General features: G+C 71.1%; 14 protein-coding genes and 2 tRNA genes. 11 read left to right on the top strand and 5 right to left on the bottom strand.

The features are described 5' to 3' along the window. Window positions 1-63 precede the first annotated feature (63 nt). Complete coding sequence (locus tag IRQ30_RS07510) at window positions 64-690, top strand: TetR/AcrR family transcriptional regulator (protein WP_193612318.1); 627 nt, start codon at window positions 64-66, stop codon at window positions 688-690. A 123-nt stretch (window positions 691-813) separates the two neighbouring features. Here the strand turns inward: IRQ30_RS07510 and IRQ30_RS07505 are convergent, their stop codons facing one another. Further along, window positions 814-1023, bottom strand: coding sequence for a hypothetical protein (locus IRQ30_RS07505; protein ID WP_193612317.1), 210 nt, complete (start codon window positions 1021-1023; stop codon window positions 814-816). Next, on the bottom strand, window positions 1013-1882 hold the full coding sequence (locus IRQ30_RS07500) for a 3-methyladenine DNA glycosylase (RefSeq protein WP_193612353.1): 870 nt from the start codon (window positions 1880-1882) through the stop codon (window positions 1013-1015). Before IRQ30_RS07500 ends, IRQ30_RS07505 begins: the two co-directional genes overlap by 11 nt. Window positions 1883-1929: 47 nt before the next feature. On the opposite strand from IRQ30_RS07500, the gene IRQ30_RS07495 reads away from it, so the two are divergent. From IRQ30_RS07495 to IRQ30_RS07475, 5 genes are all read left to right on the top strand, one after another. Then, window positions 1930-2739, top strand: coding sequence for a fumarylacetoacetate hydrolase family protein (locus tag IRQ30_RS07495; RefSeq protein WP_193612316.1), 810 nt, complete (start codon window positions 1930-1932; stop codon window positions 2737-2739). Beyond that, window positions 2736-4217 carry a glutamate--tRNA ligase gene (gene gltX, locus IRQ30_RS07490; protein WP_193612315.1) on the top strand — a complete coding sequence of 494 codons (1482 nt, stop codon included), beginning with the start codon at window positions 2736-2738 and terminating at the stop codon, window positions 4215-4217. The genes IRQ30_RS07495 and gltX overlap by 4 nt, the downstream gene beginning before the upstream one ends. Further along, complete coding sequence (locus tag IRQ30_RS07485) at window positions 4217-5158, top strand: CPBP family intramembrane glutamic endopeptidase (protein WP_193612314.1); 942 nt, start codon at window positions 4217-4219, stop codon at window positions 5156-5158. Before gltX ends, IRQ30_RS07485 begins: the two co-directional genes overlap by 1 nt. A 55-nt stretch (window positions 5159-5213) precedes the next feature. Further along, window positions 5214-5288 (top strand) — tRNA-Gln (locus IRQ30_RS07480). Between the two features lie 78 nt (window positions 5289-5366). Continuing rightward, window positions 5367-5439, top strand: a tRNA-Glu gene (locus IRQ30_RS07475). Window positions 5440-5503: 64 nt separating this feature from the next. Here the strand turns inward: IRQ30_RS07475 and IRQ30_RS07470 are convergent. Continuing rightward, window positions 5504-6427, bottom strand: a complete 924-nt coding sequence (locus IRQ30_RS07470) for an acyl-ACP desaturase (RefSeq protein ID WP_193610632.1) — start codon at window positions 6425-6427, stop codon at window positions 5504-5506. A 46-nt stretch (window positions 6428-6473) separates the two neighbouring features. Continuing rightward, on the bottom strand, window positions 6474-7685 hold the full coding sequence (locus IRQ30_RS07465; protein WP_193610631.1) for an LCP family glycopolymer transferase: 1212 nt from the start codon (window positions 7683-7685) through the stop codon (window positions 6474-6476). A gap of 127 nt (window positions 7686-7812) precedes the next feature. On the opposite strand from IRQ30_RS07465, the gene IRQ30_RS07460 reads away from it, so the two are divergent. Then, window positions 7813-9321 carry a DNA-3-methyladenine glycosylase 2 family protein gene (locus IRQ30_RS07460; RefSeq protein ID WP_193612313.1) on the top strand — a complete coding sequence of 503 codons (1509 nt, stop codon included), beginning with the start codon at window positions 7813-7815 and terminating at the stop codon, window positions 9319-9321. Between the two features lies 1 nt (window position 9322). Next, on the top strand, window positions 9323-9802 hold the full coding sequence (locus tag IRQ30_RS07455; RefSeq protein WP_193612312.1) for a methylated-DNA--[protein]-cysteine S-methyltransferase: 480 nt from the start codon (window positions 9323-9325) through the stop codon (window positions 9800-9802). Window positions 9803-9806: 4 nt separating this feature from the next. On the opposite strand, the gene IRQ30_RS07450 is transcribed toward IRQ30_RS07455, so the two are convergent. Beyond that, entirely contained in the window at window positions 9807-10529 is a 723-nt protein-coding gene (locus IRQ30_RS07450; RefSeq protein ID WP_091021586.1) for an IclR family transcriptional regulator, read from the bottom strand. A 171-nt stretch (window positions 10530-10700) separates the two neighbouring features. On the opposite strand from IRQ30_RS07450, the gene leuC reads away from it, so the two are divergent. The 3 genes from leuC (at window position 10701) to IRQ30_RS07435 (ending at window position 13646) form a co-directional block, all read left to right on the top strand. Further along, the gene (gene leuC / locus IRQ30_RS07445) at window positions 10701-12122 is read left to right on the top strand and encodes a 3-isopropylmalate dehydratase large subunit (RefSeq protein ID WP_193612311.1); all 1422 of its coding nucleotides are present in this window, start codon (window positions 10701-10703) and stop codon (window positions 12120-12122) included. A 1-nt stretch (window position 12123) separates the two neighbouring features. After that, window positions 12124-12732, top strand: a complete 609-nt coding sequence (gene leuD, locus IRQ30_RS07440) for a 3-isopropylmalate dehydratase small subunit (RefSeq protein ID WP_193612310.1) — start codon at window positions 12124-12126, stop codon at window positions 12730-12732. 92 nt (window positions 12733-12824) lie between these two features. Next, a complete protein-coding gene (locus IRQ30_RS07435) occupies window positions 12825-13646 on the top strand; it encodes an alpha/beta fold hydrolase (protein WP_193612309.1) in 822 nt (273 codons plus the stop codon). Window positions 13647-13722: the final 76 nt, after the last annotated feature.

The raw sequence follows: 13722 nt of genomic DNA, 5'->3' as shown, positions 1-13722 counted from the left end.
ACCACCTGACCGTAGGTTGCTGCGCGTGGTGAGTCAAGCCACTCACCTCGTATGCTCCGGGCCATGACTCCCGTGCCGTCGGCGTACCACCAGCGCGTCGCCGAGGAGAAGCGGGCGGTGATCGTCGCGGCGGCCACCGCGCTCTTCCTGGAGCTGGGCTACGACCGCACGTCGCTGGCGAGGATCGCGGAGCGCTCGGGGGTCTCGCGGGCCACGCTCTTCAAGCAGTTCCCGACCAAGGCCGCCCTGTTCGACGCCATCGTGACCGAGTCGTGGTCGGTCGCCGACGAGGGCGATCCGCCCCCGGCGGGGAACGTCGTCGAGGGACTGGGCACGCTCGGGCGCCGCTACGCCGAGCTGCTGGACCGGCCCCAGATGACCGACCTCTTCCGGATCGTGATCGCCGAGCTGCCGCGCTTCCCGGAACTGGCGCAGGCGCAGTTCTCGCACGGGAAGATGCCGTACTTCGAGTCCGTGCGCCGCTACCTGCAGAGCGAGCGCGACGCGGGGAACCTGCAGGTTGACGACGTCGACCTCGCCGCCACGCACTTCCTGGGCATGATCTCCAACTACGTCTTCTGGCCGACGCTCCTCGTGCCGGGCTGGGACGTCGCGCCGGCACGCGTGGCCGAGGTGGTCGACGAGGCCGTCCGCACCATCGCCGTGCGCTACGCCCCGGTCGAGCAGTGAGGAGCGCCAGCGACGAGCCTCGGTGGTCGAGCAGAGAGGAGCGCCAGCGACGAACGCCCGTCGAGACCCGGTGAGGGAGGCAGGGCCAGGGCGCCTAGTCCTTGACGGCCCTTCGCTGCTCGATCACCGGCGCTGCCGGACCACCCGCGCCCACCAGACGCTTCGCCAGGTAGCGAAGCCGACGCACACAACGGCTGAGATGACGAGGAAGACGCGGTTGCCGGTCGGCTCGCCCGCCATCGCCGTGACGAAGAAGACGGCGAGGGCGAGCCAGACGGCGACGCCGAACAGGGCCTGCCCCGCCGTGGGCTGGGCGCTCGGGTCAACGGGCATGGAGGCGATCCTCTGCGACCAGCAGTCCCTCGCACGCGTCGCCGAGCCGCGCGCGCAGCGGCGCCCCGCGCTCGGCGAAGCGGCGCTGCGCCTCGACGTAGGCGGCCTTGCCTTCGGGGGTCTCGATGCGGACGGGCTCGAAGCCCAGGTCGGCGAGGTCGTACGGCGCGGCGCGCATGTCGAGCTCGCGGATGTCGCGGGCCAGCTCGAAGCAGTCGGCGACCAGGTCGGAGCTGATCATCGGAGTCAGTCGGAAGGCGTGCTTGTAGAGGTCCATGCCGGCGTGCAGGCAGGCCGGCTGCTCGAACGACGGGCGGTCGTCGCGGCCGGGGGAGAGGGTGTTCAGCGGACGGGCCCGCGGCGTGAAGAAGCGGAACGCGTCGAAGTGCGAGCACGCCACCTTGTGCGACTCCACGACGCGGTCGGTGCCCTCGGCCCCGAGTCGCAGCGGCCAGTCGGCGTGACGGGTCTCGTCCTCGGCCAGGCGGTAGACCATCGCCCACTCGTGCATGCCGAAGCACCCGAAGTTGGCCGGGCGGCCCGCCGTCGCGGTGAGCAGCGCGTGGATCGACTCGACCAGCGGTCGCTGGGAGACGACGTGCTCGGCGGTGACCGTGCCGTCGGCGTAGCCCTTGAGGCCGTCGTACTCCGGCGCGTCCGCCAGCCCTACACCGAAGCCCGGGTGCCAGCGGCGCAGCTGGGCGGGGCGCTGGGAGTAGTAGGTGAAGAGGAAGTCGTGCACCGGGTGCTTGACGCTGGCTCCGCGACGCTCGAGGTGCGGCCGCACGAACGCGTCGACCCGCTCGGCGTGGGCGACCGCCCGGGCGCGCCACGTCGCCTCGTCGAGCACGTCGGTCATCACGCACCAAGGGTAGGTCTGTCACGCACGGCGGCTAGGGTCGGGACGTGCGTATCGCGAGGTTCACCACCGGTTCGGAGCCGTCCTACGGCGTGGTCACGGGCGAGGTCGACGAGTTCGGCCAGCCCGCCGAGGACAGCGTCGTCGTGGCGATCGCCGGCGACCCGCTGTACGTCGGCATCAAGCTGCTCGACCAGGAGCACCGGCTCTCCGACGTGCGCCTGCTGGCGCCCGTGCTGCCGCGCAGCAAGGTCGTCGGCATCGGGCGCAACTACGCGGCGCACGCGGCCGAGATGGGCAACGACGTGCCCAGCGAGCCGTTGATGTTCCTCAAGCCCAACACCAGCGTGGTGGGGCCGGGCGACCCGATCTACTACCCGCGCCAGACGCAGGACCTGCACTACGAGGGCGAGCTCGCCGTCGTGATCGGACGGATCTGCCGCGACGTTCCGCCCGAGCAGGCGACCGACGTCATCCACGGCTACACGATCGCCAACGACGTGACCGCCCGCGACCTGCAGCGCTCCGACGGTCAGTTCACCCGGGCCAAGGGCTTCGACTCGTTCTGCCCGCTGGGCCCGTGGATCGAGACCGACCTGGACCCTCAGCACTTCATCGACGGGGTCCGCGTGCAGACGCACCTCAACGGCGAGGTCGTGCAGGACGGCTCGACCGCCGACATGATCTTCGACATCCCGGCGCTGATCGCCCACGTCTCCAGCGTCATGACGCTGCTGCCCGGCGACGTCATCCTCACCGGCACCCCCGAGGGCGTCGGTCCCATGCAGGTCGACGACGAGGTCGAGATCTCGATCGCCGGCCTCGGCACCCTCACGAACAAGGTGGCCACCCGATGACCGAGACTCCCGCCCCCTCCGCCGTCCGCGTCCGGATGGCGCCCTCGCCGACCGGCAGCCCCCACGTCGGCCTGGTCCGCACCGCCCTCTACAACTGGGCCTTCGCGCGCCACCACGGCGGCACGTTCGTCTTCCGCATCGAGGACACCGACGTCGCGCGCAACACCCAGGAGTCCTACGACGCCCTGCTCGACCTCTTCGCGTGGCTGGGCCTCGACTGGGACGAGGGCCCGGTCGTCGGCGGCCCCCACGGGCCCTACCGCCAGTCCGAGCGGAGCCACCTCTACCGCGACGCCCTCGAGCGGCTGACCGCCGCCGGCCACACCTACCGCTGCTTCTGCACCAACGACGAGGTCGAGGCGCGCCGCAAGGCGTCCGGCTCCAAGCTGATGGGCTACGACGGGTTCTGCCGCGACCTCGACGCCGAGCAGGTCGCGGCGTTCGAGGCCGAGGGGCGTGCGGCCGTCGTGCGCTTCCGGATGCCGGACGGCGAGGTCGCCTTCGACGACCTGGTGCGTGGCCGGATCTCCTTCCACTCCGACCACGTGCCCGACTACGCGCTGGCCCGCGCCAACGGCGACCCGCTCTACACGCTGGTCAACCCTGTGGACGATGCGTTGATGGAGATCACGCACGTCCTGCGCGGTGAGGACCTGCTGTCCAGCACGCCGCGACAGATCCCGCTCTACGCCGCCCTCCAGGACGTCGGCATCGGCATCGGCGCCCCGCAGTTCGGTCACCTGCCCTACGTCATGGGCCAGGGCAACAAGAAGCTCTCGAAGCGCGACCCCGAGGCCAACGCCCTGGGTTACCGCGACGCCGGCTTCCTGCCCGAGGGGCTGCTCAACTACGTCGCCCTGCTCGGATGGGCGATCTCCGGCGACCGCGACGTCTTCACGCTCGAGGAGATGGTGGCGGCGTTCGACATCGGCGACGTCAACCCCAACCCCGCGCGCTTCGACCTCAAGAAGGCCGACGCGATCAACGCCTCCCACATGCGCCTGCTGTCGGTGGAGGACGTCACCCACCGTGCGCTGCCGTTCCTCAAGTCCGCCGGCGTCGTCTCCGACCCGGTCTCCGACGCCGACGCCCAGCTGCTCGAGCTGGCGATGCCGCTGGTGGCCGAGCGCATCAACAAGCTCACCGAGGCCGTGGACATGCTCGGCTTCCTCTTCGTCGACGAGGCCGACTTCACCCGCGACCCCGCCGACGCCGCGAAGCTGCTCGACGACGACGGTCGGCGCATCGTCCAGGCGTCGTACGACGCGGTCGTCGAGCTCCGCGAGTGGTCGACCGCGTCGATCCAGGAGGCCCTGCAGTCGGCGCTGATCGAGGGGCTGGCGCTCAAGCCGCGGGTGGCCTTCGGTCCCGTGCGCGTGGCCGTCACCGGTCGCCGGGTCTCGCCGCCGCTCTTCGAGTCGATGGAGCTGCTGGGGCGGGAGCGCAGCCTGGCCCGCCTGCAGGGCGCGCTGGCCTGATGTCCTCGCTGGCCTACCACCAGCTCCAGCGGGGCGCCCGCTGGTCCTGGTGGCGCCCGCTGGTGGGCGTCGTCGCGGTGCTCGCGCTGGTCCTCGTGCTCCAGGTGATCGTCACGGTCGCGGTGGCGGTCCTCGTCATCGTCACCCGCGGCACCCCGGCCGAGGACGTGTTCGACCAGCTCTCGGGCGTCGGCCCGGTGCTGCCGTCGTACCTCGCCGTCATCAACCTCGGCTGGGCGGTGACGATCCCGGCGGTCTGGCTCGTGGCGTGGCTCGTGCACCGCATGAGCCCCGGCTGGCTGGCATCGGTCGTCGGCCGCATCCGCTGGGGCTGGCTGGCCGTCTGCTTCGCCCTGGCCATGCTGGCGCTGGTGGCCACCGTCGTCGTCGGCACGGTCGTGCCGGCGCCGGCCGTCGAGACCAGCGGTGAGCTCAACGACTTCACCCGCCAGACCCGCGACTTCCTCCTGGTGATCCTGCTGCTCACGCCGCTCCAGGCGGCGGGGGAGGAGTACGCGTTCCGCGGCTACCTCACCCAGGCCCTCGGCGGGGTCTTCCGCGACCCGCGGCTGGCGATGGCGGTCGCAGTCGTCGTGCCGGCGCTGCTGTTCGCGCTGGCGCACGGCGTCCAGGACCCGCCGATCTTCGTCGACCGGCTGGCGTTCGGGCTCGTGGCCGGGGCTCTGGTGATCCTCACCGGCGGGCTCGAGGCGGGCATCGCGATGCACGTGCTCAACAACTGGCTGGCGTTCGGCGTGGCCCTGGCCTACGGCGACATGACCTCGGCGCTCAACCCCACCGGCGGCACGTGGTGGAGCCTTCCCACGACCCTGACGCAGTCGCTCGTCTACCTCGGTCTGGCCGTCTGGGTGTCCCGCGCGATGGGGGTCAGGACGGTGCGGGAGCAGGGCGTTTTGGAACCCGTCGAGCCTCGCGTGTAAGGTTTCTCGTCGGCTCCTGAAGCAGGAACGAAGGAGCCGAACCGTAGTAAAACCATGGGATATGGTGTAATTGGCAACACGACTGGTTCTGGTCCAGTTATTCTAGGTTCGAGTCCTAGTATCCCAGCCAAGATCCTGGTGGAGACCGGGATTTTGTGCGGCAGATCAGCTTTGGATAGTCTGGCGCAGCACGATCAGCACCACGTTGGCCCCCGTTGTGTAGCGGCCTAGCACGCCGCCCTCTCACGGCGGTAGCGCCGGTTCGAATCCGGTCGGGGGTACAGCAGGCAGAGGCTCCGCCCAGCAGGGCGGGGCCTCTGCTCATTTCCCCGTGTCGTTCGGCGGTCAGCCCTGTCGTGCCGCGCGCTTGGCGGCGGCGGCCTCGCGCTGCTCGACGAACCGGGTGGCCTGCTCGTCGAGGGCCGCGATCGCGCCGACGAGCTCCTCCCGCGCGCGCTCGCCCTCCTCGTCCAGCCCCTCCAGGTCGAGCAGGCCCCACTGGCGCACCAGCGGCATGACGATGTCGTCGTGGTGGATGCGCAGGTCGTAGATGCCCGCACGCGCCATCTGGACGGCCTTGCGGGCGAAGCCGGGGATGACCGAGCCGGGCATCTGGAAGCCGACGACCTCGTCGGTGATCGCCCGCATCGTGGGGCCGGGCGCCAGCTGCAGCGCGGCCTCGACGATGTTGCGGTAGAAGACCATGTGGAGGTTCTCGTCCTTGGCCACGCGGGTCAGGAGCCGCTCCGCGACCGGGTCCTGGGTCACCCGGCCGGTGTTGCGGTGCGAGACCCGGGTGGCGAGCTCCTGGAACGACACGTAGGCGCACACGTTGAGCAGCGCCTTCTCGCCCGAGTCGAAGCCGGCCTCCATCGTCTGCATGCGCGCTCGCTCCAGCTCGTCGGGATCGACGCCGCGGGTGACGAGCAGGTAGTCGCGGATGCAGAACGCGTGGCGTCCCTCCTCGGCGGTCCAGCGGTTGACCCACTCGCCCCAGGCGCTCTCGCGGCCGAAGGCGCGCTCGACCTCCCGGTGGTAGCTGGGCAGGTTGTCCTCGGTGAGGAGGTTGACCTCCAACGCCGTGCGCGCGATGGGCGAGAGCGTCGACTGCTCCACCGACCACGGATCGCCGTCGAGGAGCGCGAAGTTGCGACCCTCCGCCCACGGCACGTACTCGTGGGGCATCCACTCCTGGGCCACCCCCAGGTGCCGGTTGAGGTTGGCCTCGACGGTCGGCTCGAGCTCACGGAGAAGCGTGGCGGTGTCCATGTCTCGGCCTACCACACGCGTGGGGCCCGGCGGAAGGGTCAGGCGCTCACGCGCAGAGCCCGGCCTGGACTCGAGCCTCGGCCTCGGCCTCGGCCCGCTCGGTCTGCTCCGGCGTGGAGGGGGCGTCCGTGCTCGGCTGCGACGGCGTGCCGCTCGGGGTCCCGACGGGGTCGCTGGCGCTGACGCTGCCGCCGTCGAACTCGCGACCCAGCGGGCGGTCGTTGCGGATCCGCTTCCACAGGTCGTCGGCCTTGTCGGTCCACACGAGCCGGTTGGGATCGGGCTCGTACTCCGCGAACGGCACGGTCACGAACTTGATGTCGTCGAGCCCGGTCGAGCGCAGGTCCATCGCGAGGTCGACGAGTGCGGGCAGGTTGGCCAGCTCCTCGTCGAGCTGGAGCGATCCGGTAGCCGCGTCCAGGAAGTTGTAGACGCGGTCGGGCCGCGAGAGCGTGCCACCCGAGACGACCTTGTTGATCATCGAGGCGATGAAGGCCTGCTGGCGCTTCATGCGTCCGACGTCGCCGGTGACGGACAGGACGTAGCGCTCCCGGACGTAGTTGAGGGCCTGGCGGCCGGTCAGCGTCTGGGTGCCGGCGTCGAAGTGGATGTCGTGCTCGTCGTCGTCGACGTCCTTGGGGATGCAGACCTCGACGCCGTTGACCGCGTCGACCATGCCCTTGAAGCCGTTGAAGTCGACGACGACCTGGTGGTCGATGCGGACGTCGGTGAGCTTCTCGACCATCTGCACCGTGCACAGGGGTCCGCCCACCGTGAACGCCTCGTTGAACATCGCGAGCTTCTCGCCCGCGACCTTCTTGCCTCCGGGCATCACGCACTCGGGGCGGTCGACCAGGGCGTCGCGGGGCAGGCTCACGCCGTACGCGTCCTGACGATCCGCCGAGATGTGCAGCAGGATCGTGGTGTCCGAGCCCTCCGCGCCCGACTCGCCGTCGATCTGGTTGCCGGCGCCGCTGCGGGTGTCGGACCCCATGACCAGGATGTTGATGGGCTGCTTGGGACCCTCCACCTCGACGGCGTCGGGTCGGTCGACCTCCTCGGGGATCGCGGGCAGCGCCTCGATGTTGCCGTTGAGCTGGTGGTAGGCCACCGCGACGCCGACGCCGGTGAGCAGCGCGAGGACGAGGTGCGTCACCAGGACCACCCGGACGACCGTGCGTCGGTGGGTGCGATGCATCGTCCGATGCGTCGTCGGGGTCACCGGCTCGTCGGCCGGCGGCGTTCGGTCGTCGGCCACCCGTCCATCCTCCCAAACCCCTGGTTGGCGCGCGGACGAACGCCGCAAGTCGTCGCGACCGGAGGTGCGTCGTCCTGGTGTCCGATTCCCGCCAGTCACGGCCGTGCGCGTGGGTCATGATGGACGCATGCAGACGAGGGAGCGATGGGACGCGGAGTCCTGCTACCGCGCCGTGAGGTCGCGCGACCGTCGCTTCGACGGCATCTTCTACACCGCCGTGCGCACGACCGGCATCTACTGCCGCCCGTCGTGTCCGGCGCGGACGCCGGCCTTCGTCAACGTGACCTTCCACCCCAGCCCCGCCGCGGCACAGGCCGCGGGCTTCCGCGCCTGCAAGCGCTGCCTCCCGGACGCGACACCGGGCAGCCCCGACTGGGACATCGCGGCCACCGCCGCGGGTCGCGCCATGCGCCTGATCGCCGACGGCGTGGTCGACCGCGAGGGCGTCGAGGGGCTTGCCCGCCGCGTCGGCTACACGCCGCGGCACCTGTCGCGGCTGCTCGTCGCCGAGCTGGGAGCCGGGCCCCTGGCGCTCGCGCGGGCCAAGCGCGCCCAGACCGCGCGAGTGCTCATCGAGACCACGGACCTCTCCTACGCCGACATCGCGTTCGCCGCCGGCTTCTCCAGCGTCCGTCAGTTCAACGAGACCGTGCGCGAGGTCTACGCCGGCTCACCCACAGACCTGCGTGGCCGGCGCGGCGGTCGATCGACGACCGGCACCGTCACGATGCGGCTGGCGGTCCGCACGCCGTTCGCGGGCCGGGCGCTGCTCGCCTTCCTGGCCTACCACCTGGTGCCGGGCGTCGAGGTCGCCGGACCGGGCTGGTACGCGCGGACGCTCGACCTGCCGCACGGCCCCGGCACGGTGCGTCTCGACGTCGACGACGCGCTGGAGCCGGGGGAGACGGCGTTCGTCACGGCGACGTTCGCGCTGCACGACCTGCGCGACACCGCAGCCGCGGTGGAGCGTGCCCGTCGGCTCGTCGACGCCGACTGCGACCCGCTGGCGGTGGGCGCCCACTTCGACGACGACCCCGTGGTCGGCCCGCTGGTGGCCGCGCTGCCCGGGCTCCGGGTGCCCGGGCAGGTCGACGGCGACGAGGTCGCCGTCCGCACCGTGATCGGCCAGCAGGTCAGCGTCGTCGGCGCGTGCACCGTGGCCGGGCGGATGGTGGCGGCCCACGGTCGGACGGTCGACTCCGACATCTCGGGGCTGACGCACCTGTTCCCCGACGCCGCGACGCTGGCCGGGGTGGATCCGGAGACCCTGCCGATGCCGCGGGCGCGGGGCCGCGCCCTCGTCGGCCTGGCCGGTGCTCTCGCCGAGGGCAGGGTGGCGCTGGACCGCGGGCCCGACCGCGACACCGTGCGCGACGCGCTGCTCGCCCTGCCGGGCATCGGCCCCTGGACCGCCGACTACGTCGCGATGCGCGCGCTCGGCCACCCCGACGTCTTCCTGCCGACCGACCTCGGCGTGCGCAACGCCCTGCGGGGACTGGGTCACGACCCGGTCGCCGTCGTGGCGGCCACCGACGCGTGGCGGCCCTGGCGCTCCTACGCCCTCATGCACCTGTGGAACACCCTGATGCCGGCCGTCGCTCCGGCTCCCACGACCGACCCGAACGAGGAGAACTGACATGTGGACGACCATGGACTCACCCATCGGCGAGCTGCGGATCGTCGAGCAGGCCGGCGCGGTCACGGCGATCGAGTTCTCGCCGTTCGCCTCCGCGGACGGGCGCGTGCGCGGCCCGCGCGACGACGCGCACCCCGTGCTCGTCGAGACCGTGCGCCAGCTCACGGCGTACTTCGAGCGCGACCTCAAGGAGTTCGACCTGCCGCTCTCGCCGGTGGGCACGGCCTTCCAGCAGCTGGTGTGGCAGCAGCTGACGGGCATCCCCTACGGCCAGACCGCGTCCTACGGGCAGATCGCCGCGCAGCTCGGCCGCACCAACGCCGCGTCGCGTGCGGTCGGCCTGGCCAACGGCAGCAACCCGATCCCGATCGTCATCCCGTGCCACCGCGTCATCGGCGCCAACGGCACGCTCACCGGCTACGCCGGCGGCATCGCCCGCAAGCAGACCCTGCTCGAGCTCGAGCAGGATGCCTTGTTCTGAGGGACTATTCCGCCGCGGCGCGGCGTAGCGACTCGGAGAGCCGCTCCGCGGCGGCGAGCACGGCGGGAGCGTGCATGCGGCCGGGCTGGCGGGAGAGCCGCTCCAGCGGGCCGGACACCGACACGGCCGCGATGATCTTGCCGCCGGGGGAGCGGACCGGGGCCGACACCGAGGCGACGCCCTGCTCGCGCTCGCCGACGGACTGCGCCCAGCCACGGCGCCGGATGCCGGAGAGGGCGGCGGCGGAGAAGGCGGCGTTCTGCAGGCCGCGGTGCATGCGCTCGGGGTCCTCCCAGGCCAGCAGCACCTGCGCCGCGGAGCCCGCGCGCATGGTCAGCTGCGAGCCGACGGGGATCGTGTCGCGCAGGCCGGAGGGGCGCTCGGCGGCGGCCACGCAGACGCGGTGCTCGCCCTGGCGCCGCCAGAGCTGCGCGGACTCGCCGGTGATGTCGCGCAGCCTCGCCAGCACCGGTCCGGCGGTGGCGAGCAGGCGGTCCTCGCCTGCGGCGGCCGACAGCTCGGCCAGGCGCGGTCCGAGGACGAAGCGTCCCTGCATGTCGCGGGCGACGAGCCGGTGGTGCTCGAGCGCGACGGCCAGCCGGTGGGCGGTGGGGCGGGCGAGGCCCGTGCCGGCCACCAGCCCGGCGAGCGTCGCCGGCCCCGACTCGAGCGCGGTCAGGACCAGCGCTGCCTTGTCGAGAACGCCGACCCCGCTGGAGTTGTCCATATGGCAATATTGCCGTCTCAGATCATGGGATGCAAGTCCGCGGTGCCGACCGTGGGGCTCGACTTGGCCGGCTCGGCGTCGATCCGTATGCTGAGATCGCAGTCTCAGATCATGGGACGACGACGTAGCGTGGAGCGCGCACGGATCAGCGGTCACGAAGGAGTGGAAGCCATGGGCAGGACATTGTCCGAGAAGGTGTGGGACGAGCACGTCGTCCGGTCGAGGGCGGGCGAGCCCGACCTCCTCTACATCGACCTCCACCTGATCCACGAGGTGACCAGCCCGCAGGCCTTCGACGGTCTCCGGCTCGCCGGCCGTGGGGTCCGTCGTCCCGACCTGACGCTCGCGACCGAGGACCACAACGTCCCCACGATCGACTGGGACAAGCCGATCGCCGATCCCGTCTCCCGCACCCAGGTCGAGACGCTGCGCAGGAACGCCGAGGAGTTCGGCGTCCGGCTGCACCCGCTGGGCGACGTCGAGCAGGGCATCGTCCACATCATCGGCCCGCAGCTGGGCCTGTCGCAGCCGGGCATGACCATCGTCTGCGGCGACAGCCACACCAGCACCCACGGGGCCTTCGGTGCGATCGCCTTCGGCATCGGGACGTCCGAGGTGGAGCACGTGCTCGCCACGCAGACCCTGATGCAGGCCAAGCCCAAGACGATGGCGGTCACGATCAACGGCAGCCTGCCCGCCGGCGTCACGGCCAAGGACATGGTGCTGACGCTGATCGCCCACACGGGCACCGGCGGAGGCCAGGGCTACATCGTCGAGTACCGCGGCCAGGCCATCGAGGAGCTCTCGATGGAGGGCCGGATGACCGTGTGCAACATGAGCATCGAGTGGGGCGCCAAGGCCGGGATGATCGCTCCCGACCAGACGACCTTCGACTACATCGAGGGTCGCCCCGAGGCGCCGAAGGGCGCCGACTGGGACGCCGCCGTCGCTCACTGGAAGACGCTCGTCACCGACGCGGACGCGGAGTTCGACGAGGAGATCGTCCTCGACGCCAGCGAGATGACGCCTTTCGTCACCTGGGGCACCAACCCCGGCCAGGGCGTTCCGCTCGGCTCCACCGTGCCGCGCCCCGAGGACTTCGAGGACGACCAGGACCGCGTCGCAGCTGAGAAGGCCCTGCAGTACATGGCCCTCGAGGCCGGCACCCCCATGCGCGAGGTCAAGGTCGACACCGTCTTCGTCGGCTCCTGCACCAACGGCCGCATCGAGGACCTGCGCCTGGCCGCCGAGATCATCCAGGGCTACACGGTCGCCGCCGACACCCGGCTGCTCGTCGTGCCCGGCTCCGTGCGCGTACGGCTCCAGGCCGAGGCCGAGGGCCTGGACACGATCTTCAAGGACGCCGGCGCGGAGTGGCGCGGGGCCGGATGCTCGATGTGCCTCGGCATGAACCCCGACACGCTGGCGCCCGGTGAGCGCAGCGCGTCCACGTCCAACCGCAACTTCGAGGGGCGCCAGGGCAAGGGCGGCCGCACCCACCTCGTGTCGGTGCCGGTCGCCGCCGCGACCGCCGTGCGCGGCACGCTGTCCTCGCCCGCCGACCTCGCACCCGTCGCCGTAGGGAGCAACTGACATGGAGAAGTTCTCGAGCCACACCGGCGTGGGCGTCCCGCTGCGTCGCAGCAACGTCGACACCGACCAGATCATCCCGGCCGTCTACCTCAAGCGCGTGACGCGCGACGGCTTCGAGGACGGGCTCTTCAGCGCCTGGCGCAACGACCCGGGCTTCGTCCTCAACAACGAGGCCTACGCCCAGGGCTCCGTGCTGGTGGCCGGCCCCGACTTCGGCACCGGCTCCTCGCGCGAGCACGCCGTCTGGGCCCTGCAGAACTACGGGTTCAAGGCCGTCATCTCCCCGCGCTTCGCCGACATCTTCCGCGGCAACTCCGGCAAGGCCGGGCTGCTCGCGGCACAGGTCGACGAGAAGGTCGTCCAGCGGCTGTGGGACCACCTCGAGGAGAACCCCGGAGCCGTCGTCACCGTCGACCTCGAGTCGCGCACGGTGCGTGCCGGCGAGGGGCCGGACGCGATCGAGGACTCCTTCGACATCGACGACTACACGCGCTGGCGCCTGCTCGAGGGCCTGGACGACGTCGGCATCACGCTGTCGCACGCCGATGACATCTCCTCCTACGAGGAGCGGCGACCGAGCTTCAAGCCCGCCACGATCCACGCGAGCTGACACCGCACGTTCACCCTCACAGCCGACATCCGTTTGGCTCGCGGGTGTCGAATCGTCCGAGGAAGCACCTCCTTCGGACGAAAGGCGTCACCGTGCCCGACATCGACTCCCACGGCATCTCCCTCAGCTACACCGACTCCGGGGGTGACGGCCGCCCGGTCGTGCTCATCCACGGCTGGCCCCTCAGCGGCGCCTCCTGGAGCGAGCAGGTCCCGGCGCTCACCGGCGCCGGCTACCGCGTCGTCACCTACGACCGCCGCGGCTTCGGCGACTCCGACAAGCCCGAGACGGGCTACGACTACGACACGTTCGCCGCGGACCTGGCCGGCGTGCTCGACGGTCTCGACCTGAGCGACGTGACCCTCGTCGGGTTCTCGATGGGAGGGGGCGAGGTCGCGCGCTACCTCGGCAAGCACGGTGACGCGCGCATCCACTCCGCGGTGTTCGCCGGCGCCGTCCCGCCGTACCTGCTCAAGACCGAGGACAACCCCGACGGCGGCCTGGAGGAGAAGGACGTCCAGGGCATGCTCCAGGGAGCGGCCACGGACCGCGAGGCGTTCCTCGACGGGTTCACCACCGACTTCTTCTCGGCCGGCGGTGAGCTCAAGGTGACCGAGGAGCAGCGCCAGCAGGCACTCGCCCTGGCGGGCAAGGCCGGGGACGCCGGGCTCGTGGGCTGCATCACCGCCTTCGGCACGACGGACTTCCGGGCGGACCTCGCCACGATCACCGTGCCGACCCTGGTCATCCACGGCGACTCCGACGCGATCGTGCCCGTCGAGGTCTCCGGAAAGCGCACCGCTGACAGTGTTTCGGGTGCGGAGCTCGTCATCGTCGAGGACGGACCTCACGGATTCAACGTCAGTCACTCCGAGGAGTTCAACCGACACCTGCTGGCCTTCCTGGAGAAGTAAGCACCCGATCAGAATGCGCGATATCCCAAGCAGGTAAGGGATAAGTCGTTCGTTGCTGCAATGCGTCGAGGGCGTT

The organism is Nocardioides lijunqiniae, assembly GCF_015024225.1.
Lineage (GTDB): Bacteria > Actinomycetota > Actinomycetes > Propionibacteriales > Nocardioidaceae > Nocardioides > Nocardioides lijunqiniae.
Note: the sequence above shows the minus strand (reverse complement) of the source record. Positions and strands in the feature narration are given on the sequence as shown.